21 protein-coding genes are annotated in these 14,684 nt (G+C 36.4%); 20 read left to right on the forward strand and 1 reads right to left on the reverse strand.

Annotation, left to right across the window (positions count from 1 at the left end):
* Positions 1 to 80: 80 nt before the first annotated feature.
* From AAFH98_RS11710 to AAFH98_RS11770, 14 genes are all read left to right on the forward strand, one after another.
* The gene (locus AAFH98_RS11710) at positions 81 to 452 is read left to right on the forward strand and encodes a hypothetical protein (RefSeq protein WP_342522901.1); all 372 of its coding nucleotides are present in this window, start codon (positions 81 to 83) and stop codon (positions 450 to 452) included.
* 138 nt (positions 453 to 590) lie between these two features.
* A complete protein-coding gene (locus tag AAFH98_RS11715; RefSeq protein ID WP_342522902.1) occupies positions 591 to 941 on the forward strand; it encodes a VOC family protein in 351 nt (116 codons plus the stop codon).
* A gap of 179 nt (positions 942 to 1,120) precedes the next feature.
* A complete protein-coding gene (locus tag AAFH98_RS11720) occupies positions 1,121 to 2,203 on the forward strand; it encodes a DUF5694 domain-containing protein (protein ID WP_342522903.1) in 1,083 nt (360 codons plus the stop codon).
* 173 nt (positions 2,204 to 2,376) lie between these two features.
* Complete coding sequence (locus AAFH98_RS11725; protein WP_342522904.1) at positions 2,377 to 2,952, forward strand: HD domain-containing protein; 576 nt, start codon at positions 2,377 to 2,379, stop codon at positions 2,950 to 2,952.
* Positions 2,953 to 3,108: 156 nt separating this feature from the next.
* Positions 3,109 to 3,516, forward strand: a complete 408-nt coding sequence (locus tag AAFH98_RS11730; protein WP_342522905.1) for a VOC family protein — start codon at positions 3,109 to 3,111, stop codon at positions 3,514 to 3,516.
* A gap of 130 nt (positions 3,517 to 3,646) precedes the next feature.
* The gene (locus AAFH98_RS11735; RefSeq protein ID WP_342522906.1) at positions 3,647 to 4,348 is read left to right on the forward strand and encodes a 2'-5' RNA ligase family protein; all 702 of its coding nucleotides are present in this window, start codon (positions 3,647 to 3,649) and stop codon (positions 4,346 to 4,348) included.
* Positions 4,349 to 4,509: 161 nt separating this feature from the next.
* Positions 4,510 to 4,728 carry a membrane protein insertion efficiency factor YidD gene (gene yidD, locus AAFH98_RS15105; protein ID WP_407935499.1) on the forward strand — a complete coding sequence of 73 codons (219 nt, stop codon included), beginning with the start codon at positions 4,510 to 4,512 and terminating at the stop codon, positions 4,726 to 4,728.
* 10 nt (positions 4,729 to 4,738) lie between these two features.
* Complete coding sequence (locus tag AAFH98_RS11740; RefSeq protein WP_342522907.1) at positions 4,739 to 4,933, forward strand: DUF4177 domain-containing protein; 195 nt, start codon at positions 4,739 to 4,741, stop codon at positions 4,931 to 4,933.
* A 100-nt stretch (positions 4,934 to 5,033) separates the two neighbouring features.
* Complete coding sequence (locus AAFH98_RS11745) at positions 5,034 to 5,606, forward strand: TlpA family protein disulfide reductase (RefSeq protein ID WP_342522908.1); 573 nt, start codon at positions 5,034 to 5,036, stop codon at positions 5,604 to 5,606.
* A gap of 605 nt (positions 5,607 to 6,211) precedes the next feature.
* Entirely contained in the window at positions 6,212 to 6,652 is a 441-nt protein-coding gene (locus tag AAFH98_RS11750; protein ID WP_342522909.1) for a hypothetical protein, read from the forward strand.
* A 197-nt stretch (positions 6,653 to 6,849) separates the two neighbouring features.
* A complete protein-coding gene (locus AAFH98_RS11755; protein WP_342522910.1) occupies positions 6,850 to 7,287 on the forward strand; it encodes a GNAT family N-acetyltransferase in 438 nt (145 codons plus the stop codon).
* Between the two features lie 230 nt (positions 7,288 to 7,517).
* Positions 7,518 to 7,862, forward strand: coding sequence for a cupin domain-containing protein (locus AAFH98_RS11760; RefSeq protein WP_342522911.1), 345 nt, complete (start codon positions 7,518 to 7,520; stop codon positions 7,860 to 7,862).
* A gap of 210 nt (positions 7,863 to 8,072) precedes the next feature.
* The gene (locus tag AAFH98_RS11765) at positions 8,073 to 8,492 is read left to right on the forward strand and encodes a hypothetical protein (protein ID WP_342522912.1); all 420 of its coding nucleotides are present in this window, start codon (positions 8,073 to 8,075) and stop codon (positions 8,490 to 8,492) included.
* Between the two features lie 152 nt (positions 8,493 to 8,644).
* Positions 8,645 to 9,136, forward strand: coding sequence for a hypothetical protein (locus AAFH98_RS11770; RefSeq protein WP_342522913.1), 492 nt, complete (start codon positions 8,645 to 8,647; stop codon positions 9,134 to 9,136).
* Positions 9,137 to 9,253: 117 nt separating this feature from the next.
* Here the strand turns inward: AAFH98_RS11770 and AAFH98_RS11775 are convergent, their stop codons facing one another.
* Positions 9,254 to 9,661: a nuclear transport factor 2 family protein gene (locus AAFH98_RS11775; RefSeq protein ID WP_342522914.1), complete on the reverse strand. Its 408-nt coding sequence runs from the start codon at positions 9,659 to 9,661 to the stop codon at positions 9,254 to 9,256.
* Between the two features lie 340 nt (positions 9,662 to 10,001).
* On the opposite strand from AAFH98_RS11775, the gene AAFH98_RS11780 reads away from it, so the two are divergent.
* The 6 genes from AAFH98_RS11780 to AAFH98_RS11805 all read left to right on the forward strand — a co-directional run bounded on the left by AAFH98_RS11780 (position 10,002) and on the right by AAFH98_RS11805 (position 14,682).
* The gene (locus tag AAFH98_RS11780) at positions 10,002 to 10,229 is read left to right on the forward strand and encodes a hypothetical protein (protein ID WP_342522915.1); all 228 of its coding nucleotides are present in this window, start codon (positions 10,002 to 10,004) and stop codon (positions 10,227 to 10,229) included.
* A 198-nt stretch (positions 10,230 to 10,427) separates the two neighbouring features.
* On the forward strand, positions 10,428 to 11,369 hold the full coding sequence (locus tag AAFH98_RS11785; protein WP_342522916.1) for a hypothetical protein: 942 nt from the start codon (positions 10,428 to 10,430) through the stop codon (positions 11,367 to 11,369).
* A complete protein-coding gene (locus AAFH98_RS11790) occupies positions 11,356 to 12,048 on the forward strand; it encodes an ABC transporter ATP-binding protein (RefSeq protein ID WP_342522917.1) in 693 nt (230 codons plus the stop codon). Before AAFH98_RS11785 ends, AAFH98_RS11790 begins: the two co-directional genes overlap by 14 nt.
* 203 nt (positions 12,049 to 12,251) lie before the next feature.
* Positions 12,252 to 12,470, forward strand: coding sequence for a hypothetical protein (locus tag AAFH98_RS11795; RefSeq protein ID WP_342522918.1), 219 nt, complete (start codon positions 12,252 to 12,254; stop codon positions 12,468 to 12,470).
* Between the two features lie 141 nt (positions 12,471 to 12,611).
* Complete coding sequence (locus tag AAFH98_RS11800) at positions 12,612 to 13,709, forward strand: hypothetical protein (protein ID WP_342522919.1); 1,098 nt, start codon at positions 12,612 to 12,614, stop codon at positions 13,707 to 13,709.
* Between the two features lie 148 nt (positions 13,710 to 13,857).
* On the forward strand, positions 13,858 to 14,682 hold the full coding sequence (locus AAFH98_RS11805; RefSeq protein ID WP_342522920.1) for a DUF3800 domain-containing protein: 825 nt from the start codon (positions 13,858 to 13,860) through the stop codon (positions 14,680 to 14,682).
* Positions 14,683 to 14,684: the final 2 nt, after the last annotated feature.

Genomic DNA, 14,684 nt, shown 5'->3' on the forward strand with positions numbered 1-14,684 from the left:
TTTATTTCATAATTATCTTAAGGTCTTGGTACTTTATTGCTATGCATAAGGCATTGCCTGTACAAAAAAGAGACATTATTATGAAGAATTTCCGTTTTCTTTCCATTCCGGTAGTGTTGCTTCTTATATTAACCAGTTGTCAAAATACAACGGATCCCAATGTGACAGAAGAGACGTACAATATATCGATTAATAGTGGGGAGGTTTTTGAATACCCAACGGGAATTTCGGGTGAAGAGGAAGGGGCTACCATTGTCCGGCAGCCTGACAACTATGAGGTTAGCACTATTGTACGTGATTCTACAACAAACTGGGAGGCCGTCTATCAGTATCAACCCAAAGCTGGTTTTCAAGGAACTCAGAGTGTTGAGCTCAAACTTAGTATGGGTTCCGATGGAGCAAGTCCAAGCAGCAAGGTAACAGTGGTTAAACTGAATATTACGGTTGACTAACGTATTGTACCACTCTTCCTAAAGTGTTGCGCTGCTCCCTCCTTTTGCATAATACGGGTTAGATATCTACGATGGGTTTTGATATCAATAAACTTAGCTTCTATACCTTATTAGAATCCTAAAGCAAATATATATTAAATGTCAATTAAGAGAATAGTCCCAAACATTGAATCAGAAGCTCCCCAGAAGAGCATTGAATTTTACGAAGATTTCTTAGGATTAAAAGTAGCGATGGACATGGATTGGATCATTACTTTTATCTCAGAAAGTAATCCAACTTCCCAAGTAAGTATCATCCGAAATAATGAACCAGATGTACCGCATCCAGATGTTAGTATTGAAGTAGATGAGGTTGACCAAATATTTGCCAAGGCAAAAGATCAAAACATTGAGATTGTATACCCCCTTACTGATGAGCCTTGGGGCGTTCGTCGTTTCTTTGTCAAAGACCCCAATGGAAAAATCATCAATATTTTGAGTCATCTTTAATATAATCTATTCAGCCGTTTAGCTCCACGACGCATTAGTGCCCCCCGGTGGCCAAACACCTACTTTGGCTCTTTAACGTTCTATTCACTATTTAACAGAACAAGAATTTTATATGCGCGTAAACATATGTGTCAGTATAACATAAATCGAGAGTATAATTTTTAAACCCAATTCTTATTATGCGTTTCGTTTTAATACTATTATCAATTTTTAGTTTAGTATTATCTGATTCCGTTATTGCCCAATATCAAGGAGAGTCATCCGCCAACGACATTAAAAAAACTAAAGTCCTTGTTTTAGCAACTCATCACATAAGCGATCATGAGGACGTTTTTTCTCCCACCCTTGTTGATCCGTTAATCGATGTTTTGGAAGACTATGCGCCCACTATGATTGGTGTAGAAGAACTTTCAGGTGCCCAGATTGCCGAAATGGAACGCCGGGGCAATCCTTATAAATCACCGTTTAATAACTTTGCAAGCAAGGAACATAAATATGGATCAAAAGCACAAGAAGCTCTTGATACTACTTGGCAAAAAGCGAACATGGTCGCTGATTCTCTGTTGGCTAAAGTGCAAAGTGCCAAAGATATTACAGACAGTACAAGATTAGCATTAATCAATCATCTGCTCGCTTCCTACCGATTGCATACCGCTGCCCTGCAATGGTCTTATCTAAGTAAGGAAACTCGATCAAATCAATCGGTTATCCCCGAAGGTACGGTAAAAGGCCTCACTGAGACCATCAACTCCGCAGACGAATCTTCGTCAATTTCACTTAGGCTTGCTCATCAATTAAATCTCCAACGGGTATATCCAATTGATGATCACCTGGAGAAAGATTACTATTCTGAAATCAAAACTAAGCTTGAGAAAGCATTAGATGATTCTACTGTGCAGGCATTAAAGAATGCACCCTATTTAGTCAAATATGATGATCTTCTGCAACAAGGATTGGAAGACAGTACCTGGCTTCCTTTGTATAAGTATATGAATTCCCCTGCCTACGTTGATAAAAGCGAAGAGAAAGAATGGCGTAATATTTTTCTTGAAACTTCTAACGAAACGTTGCGCTCTCGGCTTGCTCTTTGGGAAGAACGCAACCTGAGAACTGCTGCTCATATCCGTTCTGCAACTGCTCGTGAGCCGGGTGGACGTGTTTTAATTACTATAGGAGCTTCTCACAAGTCATTTCTTGATTCATATCTAAAAGAAATGATGGGAGTTGAAGTGGTACATCTAAGTGATCTAATAAAAAATTAAGCGTAAATGCCAGCATTAGATGGGACGTGCTGCCCACCTACGCTAAAGTTAATGAAGACGAAGCCCCACCTCCTTGCCTCCCTTTCATTTATTAGTTAATCTCTGATGTATGTCGGAAGGTTCAAGGTTGTTATAAGAAACGAATAATTTTACAAACTCAACTTTAACAAAGAATGGAAAACATTGAACTCGAAGGGATTCTTAAGTTTTTACGCGATTCCGAACGGCTAAAGAACACCTACCGCTCCAGCCATACGTCAACCGGACGAACGGAAAGTGTGGCAGAACATACATGGCGGCTTTGTCTTATGGCCCTTATCCTTAACAAACATTTTCCAGAAGTTGATATGTCACGAGTCATTAAAATTTGTATTGTTCATGACTTGGGAGAAGCAATAAACGGAGACATTCCAGCTCCATCTCAAGATGATTCAATACCTAAGGCAGTAAACGAGCGGAATGACTTGTTACAGCTTGCAGCCAGTTTACCTGGCGATATAAAATCTGAATTGGTAGAGTTATGGGATGAATACGAAAACGCTTCATCCAAAGAAGCTAAAACAGCCAAAGCACTCGATAAGTTAGAAACTATTATTCAGCATAATCAAGGAAAGAATCCCGAGGATTTTGATTATGCCTTTAACCTGGAATACGGAAAGGAGTATACCGCTGACCATCCTGTTATTGCATCAATCCGTGAAATATTAGATGAGGAAACAAGTAAACACGCCAACAAATCCAATAAATGAGGATTTGGGTAGGTCTGCTCAATAAGAGGACGCTCTTGTACTGTTAGAATATATTGTCGCAAAGTACCCGTGGAAATGTCGTATTTTCACCCCGTAAAAGACTCATCCAATCGGTACCATACAGATATCAACTGATAATGAATAAAGAGTCGTTATATGAAAACAAAAAACGTTTGGGCGAACCTATCGGTAGAAGATGTCGAAAGAACCTATAAATTTTACAAGGCATTGGGGTTCAGACCTAATGGCGAATTTCCTAATGAATATGAGTTAGCCAGCTTTTTTGTTGGTGAGGACGATTTTGTAGTTCATTTCTTTTCACACGAAAGCCTTAAACCTTCGCTGGGTGGAGAAATTGCAGATTTAACACAAGGTAATGAGGTCATGTTTACTCTTTCGGCTGACAGTAAAGAAGAAGTTGATGAGTGGGCAGAAGTAGTTCAAGAAGCAGGTGGTACGCTATTTAGCAAGCCACAAAACATCCGGGGAAATAACGATTGGTACAGTTGTGGGTTTGCAGATCCGGATGGCCATAAATGGAATGTATTTTACAACGGCAAATAGATTAAAACATATGTTTACCCCTCCTCTCTTATATAAAGACTCAACCCACCGTTGCATCTTAGAACTTAGACATCTACCATAGATTTACTGTGAATAAACTAAGGGTAGTATGCTACCAAAATAATTTCAAATGGTGCACTTAAAGAATCATTATAACAAGCTATGGAACCAATCCCTTCAAAAGTTTAAGCGTAATGAATTTGAACTTGACCCTTTCATCAATTCAGAGTATGACAACCGATATGGAGTAACATTATTAGCTCGGCCTTCGCAGCAAGTAAAGCGAAACATTGCAAATACTCTAAAGGAAATCAGAAACGTAGCCCCCTATCAATATTACTACCCGGAATCGGATTTACATCTAACGATTTTATCTATCATTTCCTGTTATCCCGGTTTTAGTCTTGATCAGATTGATCAGGCCGCGTACCAGGAAGTCGTGCAATCTGTTATCAATTCCATTGCTCCTTTAGAGGTGTCATTTCGTGGGATAACCGCTTCTCCTTCTTGTATATTGGTTCAAGGATTTCCAAAGGGTGATCAGTTAACCATTCTGAGAAATAAGCTGAGAAAAGCGTTCAATCATTCCAGCTTACAACATTCCATCGACAAACGATATGAGTTACAAACCGCTCATGTGACAGCCGTTCGATTTAAAACATCCCTTAAAAGTGCTGAGAAATTTATTGCCAAGATTACCCAGCTAAGAGATCGATATTTGGGGAGCTGTACTATTAATGAAGTAGAACTGGTTGGTAATGACTGGTATCAGCAACAAGAAAAGGTAACCCCTATTGCTAAATTCTCCTTGGCCAATCAAAAGTTGTTGTAGCGTATTACCACTGCATCAAACAGTCTGGGTTGCCCATCTCCTTCTCTCTCTTATAATTACCAGTCCAACATTCCACCACCCTTTGCATCTTTCGGTTTAGATATCTACTATGGGTTTTAATCTAAACAAGTTTAGAGTGCTTCAATAAAGCATTGCAAGATATGCTCAATACGTTGGCAATTTTATTCATCAACATCTATCAAGTGCTGCCCAAAAGGCGTTCGTATGGGGTATGCAAATTTGAGCCGACTTGCTCGGAGTACGCCAAACATTGTTTCCAGCAATTTTCTTTTTTGAAGGCTCTCAAACTAACAAGAGATAGGTTGCACCGGTGTGATGCTAACCTACCCAAAGAAATAGATAAACCACCTAACCCTTAAATATTTATTTATGAGACGATACAAAGTAATCCCATTTTCCACGGGTTGTTTAACAGGTAACCTTGATCATAACGAAATGGAAGCGGTTATCAATCGTGCAGCCGAAAAAGGCTGGGAATTGGAGAGAACTATTCATGAAACAAAACGAGTTGCCATTATTTTTAGCAGAGAAACACACTTCTTAATCTTTTCGAAAGAAAAGTAAGCAGTATTCTAATTAGCACATAAAGTAGACGTCAGCCCCTTATGTGCAAGATCATTGGGCGTATTGACTAAACAGCAATGACCACTAATAGAAAGTTAATATGGGCTATCTAAAAACTGCATTGGGATTATTTCTTAGCTTATTAATTTTAACAAGTGTCTCCTTTGGACAAGGAAAAAAAGCGCCTCCACCTCCCCCAGGCGGCTTTCCCACTAACCAAGGTCTTTCTACAAATAGCGAGGCCCCCAACTTCGCTTATGAAACATTAAATAGTGGCAAGATTAAATTGAGTGATTATCGAGGTGAATATGTGCTCATCGATTTTTGGGGTACATGGTGTAAACCCTGTTTGGAAAACATGCCTTATTTAAAAGAAGCATATTCCAAATACAGTGATGACATTACATTTATTAGCGTTGCTGCCGATGATAACAAACAAGCGGTTGTCAATTATGTGAATGATAATGATATACCTTGGACTCAAATAGTTGTACCATTAAAAGCAGACAAACCTGTTGAGATAATTGAAAAATATAATGTCCGCAGCTATCCTTCCGTTTTTCTAATTGACCCTAATGGTGTGGTGTTGAATGGTGCTCAATCTCCCAAAGCGAAGAATAAGCTTAAGGGTGATAACTTAATCAAGACTCTTGGAGAAGTTTTAAATAAATAGTGCCGAAATGTTAAAAGGCACTTTTATATCCATGCATAACTTGGTCCCCACGGGTTGGAGTACGGCAGGCTTTGGTATCTCCTTACCGGCCTTCTATCTATTAGGATGGTAACCCCTCGCTTTTTGCATCTTATAGTTTAGATATCTACCATAGTTTTGATAGTAAGATAAACAGAAGTTAGGTAAGGTAATTTTCAAGTTGTAGACCTTTCAATTATGCTAAACAAAATTCAAGATCGCCCTATTTGGTATAAAATCTTGATGATTTTCGGTGTTTTAAGCCTTATTACGTATGGAATACGTTTTTTTATTTTTGATTACAATGACCTATTGAATAGTGGTCTAATGGTATTTTTCACAGTTATACTGCTCTTGGATATAGTTTTACGATCTCACTTTTTTAAAAACAAAGTATAATGCAGAACTTTTTACTTTACCTAACTCACACATTAAATGGGATGTACCTCCTTACCTGTGCTTAAGTTTTACCGGCCTTTGCCAAAGCGTAGTTCGGCTACGTATAGGCAGCGTAGTAGTCCGCAAGCGTCGTTATACCCCCAAATACTTCATTAAGTTAGTAATCAATATTAATAAAGAAAGGAAAAATGGAACCGTTTGAACTAAAAGTTGACACGAATACTACATTCATAAAGATTATTCGGTTTATCGGAACCCTTGCACTGGGATTTTTCATTGGTATTTTGACCATCAAATATAGATATGAAGGTACCATTGACTGGATGAATGCATTCATTGGCATTGTTTGCAGTCTCTCCTTTGCTTTCTTCCCGGGTACAGCTAAAAAACAATCTCTCAAAATTAGTCAGGATGGTATTTCGCAGAATAGCTTTTGGGGAAGACAAAAACAATATGATTGGTCTAAGATTAAAGCCGTTGAAGTAAAAAAGAACAGGATTGAATTAACAAAAAGTATTGGCTCTACTGAAAGAATTAAACTTCCTATACATACAGAAGACCAAGTTAAAAACTTAAAAAATTACCTTCAGCAATTAACCGATTCTAAAGAAATTGTGTATAAACAATAAATTGGGTGTATGCCCCCCTTCAAGCGAACGCGACTCACTCTCTCTACGCCTAAAAACAAAAGCTTCGGTGAGTAGGCCACTACTGCTCTTTTATTTATTAGCTTAGCATTCCCTTCCTCTCTTTTGCATATTTCAGTTTAGATATCTACCATCGTTAAGGTCAATAAACTAAGGTTGTACCACACTTTTAATCCATTATGAAAATTACACTTCGTCAAGCAAAAGAAGAAGATTATGAGTTTCTTTGGAATCTTCACAAAACGACAATGAAGAGCTATGTTGATGAGACTTGGGGATGGGATGAAGAGTTTCAAGAAAAGTATTTCAGTAATCGATTTGAGGCAAATAATATTCAGTTAATCATACTTGATGATACAACAATCGGAGCTATCGAAATTCAAGACAGAGAAAATGAACTTTTTGTAGCAAGTTTTGAGATTGCTCCTCAATTCCAGAATAAAGGTATTGGATCTACAATTTTAAAAAGAATAATTAATACTTCTGACAACAAGCAAAAGTCCTTAAAGTTGCAAGTTCTAAAGGTGAATCCTGCTAAGCGGTTTTATAAACAGTTCGGTTTTGAAACAGTCGATGAAACAAAAACTCATTTTATCATGAAAAGAAGTGTGGCATAACCAGCCCATAAAACAGATGTGCCTCACTTATTCTTTGTCATTTTTGGTCTTGAGGCTTTTTCTTTCATTAATTGCTAACTCAACAGTAATTCGCGTGCAGCTTATGCGCAATGTCGTTATACTAAGAGCTGAATAGCTTATAAATACATTCCAATTCCCCTATAGCTTAACGGAGTAATCAGTTGAGCTAAATTCATAGATTCAAAACACTATCTTAACATATATAAGTTATGAAAAAGGTTAATCTTAGAAACGAATTTGACTCTATTAAAAAATACTGGACGCAGAAAATAATAGGCGAAGCAAATGGTTCTATTCTTAAGTTAGCTAAAGGAATAGGCGAAATTAATTGGCATAAACATGATGACCAAGATGAAGTGTTTATTGTCTACAAGGGAAAATTAACTATCCGTCTAAGAGACAAAGAAGATATTACCCTTCAAGAAGGAGAAATGTTTATTGTCCCCAAGGGAGTTGAACATGCCCCAAAAGCTGAACATGATGTAGAACTATTGGTAATGGGAATCAATGTTACTTCAAATAAAGAAGGTGGAAAACCAGAATGGAGTTATTAGTTCTACTTGCTCTGGATTTAATTGCCATTTCAGTTTCTTGGTATAACCCGCATAAAGCAGACAGGCCTCGCCATACCCATGCCTCCCTTTTGCATCTTATAGTTTAGATATCTACTATAGGTATGAATAAACTTAGGTTATACCAACTTTAAACTCAATCATACATCGATGGAGCCAATTACTATCCGCATGGATTATGAAACGAGATACATGAAACTACTTTCACTGATACTCTTTTTTCTAGGTGCATTGGTTATTGGATTACATGCTTATGACTATGTAAACAGCGGATTATCAGATCATTGGTTATCCAGTGTCTTTACCGGGATTTGCGCTATTATAGCTGGGGTTTTTATTCGCAAAGGATATTCACTAGTTCAGCAACCCGAACTTTTAATTGATAAGAATGGGATTAAAACTCAAAAAACCTCAATTTGGGATAAATCAGTTAAGTGGAGAGAACTTAGAGCCATTTCACTAGATAAAAAGCATATTCATATTCAATACCGGCAATCTGGTGTCCATGATAAGATTCACCTTCCAATCTATAGTAAATCCCAACACAGCCAAATTGAGCAAAAATTAAAAGATGCTGCTTCAAAGTTTGATTTAGAATTTAGACAAGACTAACCTATTAAAAGTTGGGATAACCCGCGTTTTAACTTGGACGCACCTTACCCTCTCCTATTCGTTTTACTTTCTTCTCACCAAATAGTAAACTGAAAATTGAATAAACAACCGTACGCACGTCGGTTAAGCGCAATGTCGTTATACCTTTATCTATGATTCGCCAATTCACGCTACTGGGTTTTGTTTGTTTCTGTATTCTTGGATGCCAGGACTCTGTTAATAACATCGAAGCCCCCACAGAACCCTGGCATGACATACGCATAGAGGGAGATGTAAAATTTCATGGAGAAATCTCATGGTCTGCTTCTGTTAACTCACTAAATACAACGATAGAAGTAGAAAATATCGGTACTGACACAGCCAGCATTAAAACAGGTCCCTGCGCTTTCAATGTTATTGCTTATTCGAAAGAGGATAAACCGGTTTGGTATAACCGACCCCCGGATAAATTTATCTGTACGGATCAACTGCTCACCTACAGAATTGCTCCTCAAGAAATAAAACAGCTTACAGGCCAAATGTATATTAGTGGACAACGTTGGTACTGGGATATTCCTGACGGAGATTGGAATTTTAAAATTGAAGGATATACTAAAAAAGGAGAAGCAATTTCATTTGATGCCAATGAAATTAATGATAGATAAGGTATACCCCGCACATTAAGGAGACGCACCTCGCCCTCTCTTGCCAGCTTTTGGCTTTTTATGTTATTTACTCAACGCAACACTTTTACGTGCGCCGGTTATGCGCAATGTAGTCAGCTACATTACTTTGGCTTTCACAGGATTAATTATAGTAGCCGTATCTACAGCTTGGAAGAAGCTCGTAAGCTTTTCATCCTTTACCGTCCAGATATGCACTGCATTAGCTTTGAACTTCTTACCAGTGGCTTTCCAAGTTCCCGTATAATATCCCTTCATGATTACGTGGTCTCCGGATTCCATAAGTTCTTTAATTTCAATATTGAAGTGATCATAATACTCGGGAATCTTGCTGAAAACACCATGAGCTACCGCTTCGGGTCCTGTAAATTTGCCATCGCCCTCAATAAAGGGAAATCCGTTACATTCATGCCATTCCATTTTGGGATCAAACATGGCAAGAACACCATCAATATCACCTTCACTAAATTTTTTATATCCGGTTTTTGCTAATTCTATATTCTTCATAACACTCTCTATAGTTTTTGTTTTGGGTTACCTATAAAGTAGAAAACCTTTATATAAGAAGGGCGTTTTTATTTTTATAAGTTATATATAAACATATACTTATAACCATTTGTGTAATAGTTATTAACGGCCAGCGACTTTACAACTAAAAGAACCACTGCTGGTTCATAATGTAGCTACCCCGCGCATTAACCCGGACAGGCCTCCCCACCTTGTTGTCTGTCCTTCATTGATTAACATAGCATGCCTCCCTTTTGCATCTTTTGGTTTAGATATCTACCATAGGCATGAATGAACTAAGGTTATACAAAGTAAATTCTAACAAGAGTTTTATCTAAGCATGCTAAATAAAATTCAAGATCGACCACTTTGGTATAAAGTTTGGGCTATCATAGTTGGCATTGTAGCACTCTACACCTTAATTATATTTGTTGGTGTATTATTTGAAGATTCTTTTGCCCACATTTCAACTACAGATTACCTGTTGGTTGCATTCGTACAATTTTCGATTTTGCTCGAAATGTATCTTTTCCCAAAAACCGTGAATGAAAAGACCAACCAAAATTAAGTTCGCTCTTTTCTACAACTTGTAACTTTGTATAGCCCGCGCATTAGGTGGGACGCACCTCGCCGTTGGCTGCCGGTTTTAATTTGTCCGTTTCCATAGTACATTTTAAATGGCTTCGGCGCTGTTTTGCACGCCCCTTATGCGCAATGTCGTTAGGTATCTTACCGTCGTTAACCTCAATTTTTACTCTAAAAAGTGTTGGAATCACTTGTATCAAAGATCTTAATATTTCGCTTAAAACAACTTTGGCGACTATTTAAGCAAGTTGGGTTTGCCCGTACTTTTTTGTTGGTAATAATAACCAGTTTGTTAGTATTTGAGCTGCCCGATTTAATTTCAGGTAATGGTTTGCTAGCTGTACTAATCTATCCGTTGATAATCTTACCCATTCACCTGTTGCGAAAAGATCAAAGTTTTCTCAGAAAATTAGATCTTCAAAAAGAAATTATTTTTGCAGGAGAATATCATTCCCTGATACTTCCCTACTCTCTTTTCTTAGTTTACTTTCAACAATGGTCGGCTATAGTTTTTGGCCACTTATTAATTACTTTAATACTGTTTCTACCATCTCTCAAGGTCGAAAAAAAATATCAGGGCAATAGTCCATTTATCAAGTGGATTCCAGTCAACTTATTTGAATGGCGTAGCTATATGCGGCAACGAAAATTCTTTTTGCTGTTTAGTTTTGTTTTTATGGTCCTCCTAAGTTCTAATGCTATTGCAATATCTGTGGCTATGCTCATCTTAGCTGCAAGCTTTTCAGAAGCTTTTACTCATCTCGAATCTAAAGAACTGATTGAGGCATATCCCAGAAACTCAAATTTCCTGTGGGCCAAGCTGAAGGATCATTCAATGTTTATTCATTTATTGTTTCTACCATTTTACGTTTTATTTTTGCTTTTTCATTTAGAGCTATGGTACATCTTAGTACTATTACTGATTATAACTGAATGTTCAATATGCTTTTGTCTCCTTTATAAATATTCTTGGTTTGGGCAAGCCAAATCAGAAATTCACAATCAAATTCCTTTTGTCATTTTTTTTATAAGCACAATATTATTTTTTCCGATAGGAATAGCATTTCTTTACTTCTATTGGAAAAAAGCTATCAATGCACTCCCTGAATATGTTAAAACTTAAAAATATTCACTTTTCATATGGAGAAGAAAAAGTTCTAGATAATTTTTCTCTAGAGCTAAAAGCTGGTAATATCCATGGGGTATTAGGAGCCAATGGAGCTGGCAAGACTACTCTTTTTCAAATTATTTATGGGGTAATGCCCCCCTCAAAAGGAAAAATCATCGTTCCGGATAACAATTTTGATATTTCGCAAATAGGATATTTAGAAACCCAACCACAGTTTTATCCTTATATGAAAGGGGTAGAATATATTGATTTGCTATCTCGTGGGAATCCCACATTTAATGTGGGGGTGTGGAATGAGATTTTTAAACTACCCTTAAATAAACTTATTGACGCTTATTCCAGTGGCATGAAAAAGAAGCTGGCTTTACTAGGTATTATATCACAGGATAAGCCTATCATGCTTCTTGATGAACCTTTTAATAGCCTGGACCTCGAAACAGTCGAAAACCTCAATCTTATTTTAAAAGAGTTAAAAAAAGAGAATAAAATTATAGTCTTAACCTCGCACATCCTTGAGGTTTTAAAACTCAACTGTGATAGAATCAGCTATTTAAATAACGGCTCGGTTCAACAAACATTTAGTAAACCTGATTTTCAACATATAAATCAATATATAAAATCAGATATCACTCAACACACTGAATCAATTATTCAGAGTATTTTTAGTCAATAATTATACAAAATACCTAACCCGCGCATTAACTTGGACAGGCCTCGTCACCTGGTTACCTACCCTTTATTGATTAACATAGCACACCTCTCTTTTGCATATTTTGGTTTAGATATCTACCATAGGCATGAATGAACTAAGGTTAGGTGGCGAATGTATCTTTTGTTTTATAGATTATATTGACATTTAATCAAGAAAGATTAGCAATGAAAAAATTACTAACTATTTCGGGGTTAATTTTCTTTGTTTTCAAATTAAGTGAGCGGCTATTAAATGACTTAATGCCTGCTATGCATTCTAACGAATCTTTGGCCTACAAGGCAGGTTTTATCGTAGGCCTTCTAATAACTATTTTAGTTATTGCTGGCCTCGCTTTTCAAACATATCAAATGTTTGCTTCGTCAAAACCTGCCCAAGCAACTTAGATTTCGCCTACCTAACCCACCCATAAAGCGGACGTGCCTCGCTATACCCATGCCTCCCTTTTGCATCTTATAGTTTAGATATCTACTATTTGTTTTGATATGAATAAACTTAAGCTAGGCTTATCAAATAAATTGTAACCTATGATTGAAAATTTACTAGACCCAGCTAGTTTAAATGATTATTCAAATTACTATAGAACTTTATTATCGATTTCAGGTGTATTGCTTGGTCTAGCATTTGCGGGTTTGATATATGTTATCCAAGATGGCTTCTCTTCTTTTGAGTTTAGTCGAAATATGTTTCTGGAATACTATGTGAAATTTGGACAAAACCTACTGATTTCCTTAGGCTATTTGACAATAGTTCCTATCGCTGCATTATACCTAACAATGTACCCTCTTCTGCTATCTTGTTTATTTTATCTCTTTGCATTCCTTTTCATCAAATCACTAATGGACTATTACAAGCAGTTAGGCTACTTACATACAATTTTCTCCGAAAAGTTAGTTCCGCAAAGATTTGGTAGCATTCGGAGCTATTTTTGCTATATACGTAATCTAGGTTTTTTCAGTAATATTCTTCTGCTTTCTACTATCACCATTTTTGTTGTTTATCCAGTTGTTATTTCATACTACTCAACCAGCAGTTTACAAATTACAAGCAAGGGGTTATTCTATTCAACTTTATTGATTCTACTTTATTCAATCTATCGGATAATCAATTTCTTACCGAACCTTTTTAAGTACACACAATTAGAAATTCAGAGTGGTTCAAAACAGCCTGAGAAATCAGAAGACTTTTCAAAGGAGAAGAAAGCGTTAAAAAAGTATCTAGAGTCTCATGACTTAAAGGAATTGAATCCACTTAAGACCAAAGATTTTTTAGATGGTGATCTTAGGCTACAATTTTTAGATCAAAGAAAAGGAGAAGAAGCTTGGTTTAATGTCCATGTTTCAGTTGCAAGTCCTGATGTCTTTGAAATCCATGATTCAGTTTGCTCATATGCTTACAAAATATTCTCACTCTTGAATAAATCACAGGTAGACATCAATACTTTTGTATTATCATTTCATATCAACATTAATGGTAAGAAACCACATTCAATGTTTTTCAGAACTACTAGATCAGAAATAGATGAAATTAATTCAAAGTACTTAGAACCAGTCAACTCTGCTTTAGAAATTGAGAATCGACTTTTTGACGATCTTTTTAAGAATCTAGATGGCAGAGAAGTTTAACCGAGCATAAAGCGGACGCACCTTGCCCTCTCCTGCTGACTTTTGGCTTTTAGCTTTACGTACATTATTAATCAATTCAGTATTTATTTTACGTACATACCTCATAGGCAATTTCGTTAACGATATTTATAAGTAAGGTTATAAATTAATGAACTATTGGTTTGCTGATCATACTGACTTTCGATCAAAAAAAGGAAATAGAATCCCTGATATTTTCATACTCGGTGGAATAGTCATCTCTAAAGAAAGTTTAGATCAAGTTTCAGAAATATTTAGAAATATCAAGTCAGACTATACTCATCCAAACATGCCAGTAAAATGGAACTTTAGAGATCTAGAAGATAAATATAAAGAGTTTGGTTTAGAAGATGATTACCAAGCCCTTCTTAAGAATTCAAAGGATTGGAGGAAAGATATATTTTCACAGTTAGCAGATACTGAATATAAAATTGTTTTGTCATGTATTGAAAATTTTCAAAAGAAAAAAGACTTAGATCAGGTAAAATATGATTTACTTCGATATTCATTTTCTAACGCATTAATGAGAGTCGGTTATTGCGCCTATGACACCTCATCCTTTTCTATCATTTTAGATTGGCCCGATAGTCATAATCCAAAACCATTTAATAGAGAATTTTACTACGCATACAATAAAGGGCAATCAGTTGATGGAGTGCCTTACTACTGCGGTAATTTAAAAGAACTAGGTTTTAATGATTCTGTATACTTTGCAAATATGAATCATTCAATAGGTTTACAGCTTTCTGATTTAGTGATTGGTGCTTTTAGAGATGGTATTAAATCATTTAGAGATGACCACTATGAAAATATTGGTATAGATACCACAAAAATTTACTTAGAAAAGTTAAATGGGTTTAAAAAAGATGCTCTAATGTCACGAGGAGTACTAGTAAGTAAAAGCAATGAAAATTTTGAAGAGTGTGTAGCAGAATTCCTCAAATTTCTACAATAAAA

Origin of the sequence: Fodinibius sp. Rm-B-1B1-1 (assembly GCF_038594945.1) — a bacterium.
In the GTDB taxonomy this organism is placed as follows: domain Bacteria; phylum Bacteroidota; class Rhodothermia; order Balneolales; family Balneolaceae; genus Fodinibius; species Fodinibius alkaliphilus.

Coding starts and splice junctions, on each gene's coding strand:
- AAFH98_RS11710 (WP_342522901.1), top strand. CDS start 81: ATGAAGAATTTCCGTTTTCTTTCCATTCCGGTAGTGTTGCTTCTTATA.
- AAFH98_RS11715 (WP_342522902.1), top strand. CDS start 591: ATGTCAATTAAGAGAATAGTCCCAAACATTGAATCAGAAGCTCCCCAG.
- AAFH98_RS11720 (WP_342522903.1), top strand. CDS start 1,121: ATGCGTTTCGTTTTAATACTATTATCAATTTTTAGTTTAGTATTATCT.
- AAFH98_RS11725 (WP_342522904.1), top strand. CDS start 2,377: ATGGAAAACATTGAACTCGAAGGGATTCTTAAGTTTTTACGCGATTCC.
- AAFH98_RS11730 (WP_342522905.1), top strand. CDS start 3,109: ATGAAAACAAAAAACGTTTGGGCGAACCTATCGGTAGAAGATGTCGAA.
- AAFH98_RS11735 (WP_342522906.1), top strand. CDS start 3,647: ATGGTGCACTTAAAGAATCATTATAACAAGCTATGGAACCAATCCCTT.
- yidD (WP_407935499.1), top strand. CDS start 4,510: ATGCTCAATACGTTGGCAATTTTATTCATCAACATCTATCAAGTGCTG.
- AAFH98_RS11740 (WP_342522907.1), top strand. CDS start 4,739: ATGAGACGATACAAAGTAATCCCATTTTCCACGGGTTGTTTAACAGGT.
- AAFH98_RS11745 (WP_342522908.1), top strand. CDS start 5,034: ATGGGCTATCTAAAAACTGCATTGGGATTATTTCTTAGCTTATTAATT.
- AAFH98_RS11750 (WP_342522909.1), top strand. CDS start 6,212: ATGGAACCGTTTGAACTAAAAGTTGACACGAATACTACATTCATAAAG.
- AAFH98_RS11755 (WP_342522910.1), top strand. CDS start 6,850: ATGAAAATTACACTTCGTCAAGCAAAAGAAGAAGATTATGAGTTTCTT.
- AAFH98_RS11760 (WP_342522911.1), top strand. CDS start 7,518: ATGAAAAAGGTTAATCTTAGAAACGAATTTGACTCTATTAAAAAATAC.
- AAFH98_RS11765 (WP_342522912.1), top strand. CDS start 8,073: ATGAAACTACTTTCACTGATACTCTTTTTTCTAGGTGCATTGGTTATT.
- AAFH98_RS11770 (WP_342522913.1), top strand. CDS start 8,645: ATGATTCGCCAATTCACGCTACTGGGTTTTGTTTGTTTCTGTATTCTT.
- AAFH98_RS11775 (WP_342522914.1), bottom strand. CDS start 9,661: ATGAAGAATATAGAATTAGCAAAAACCGGATATAAAAAATTTAGTGAA.
- AAFH98_RS11780 (WP_342522915.1), top strand. CDS start 10,002: ATGCTAAATAAAATTCAAGATCGACCACTTTGGTATAAAGTTTGGGCT.
- AAFH98_RS11790 (WP_342522917.1), top strand. CDS start 11,356: ATGTTAAAACTTAAAAATATTCACTTTTCATATGGAGAAGAAAAAGTT.
- AAFH98_RS11795 (WP_342522918.1), top strand. CDS start 12,252: ATGAAAAAATTACTAACTATTTCGGGGTTAATTTTCTTTGTTTTCAAA.
- AAFH98_RS11800 (WP_342522919.1), top strand. CDS start 12,612: ATGATTGAAAATTTACTAGACCCAGCTAGTTTAAATGATTATTCAAAT.
- AAFH98_RS11805 (WP_342522920.1), top strand. CDS start 13,858: ATGAACTATTGGTTTGCTGATCATACTGACTTTCGATCAAAAAAAGGA.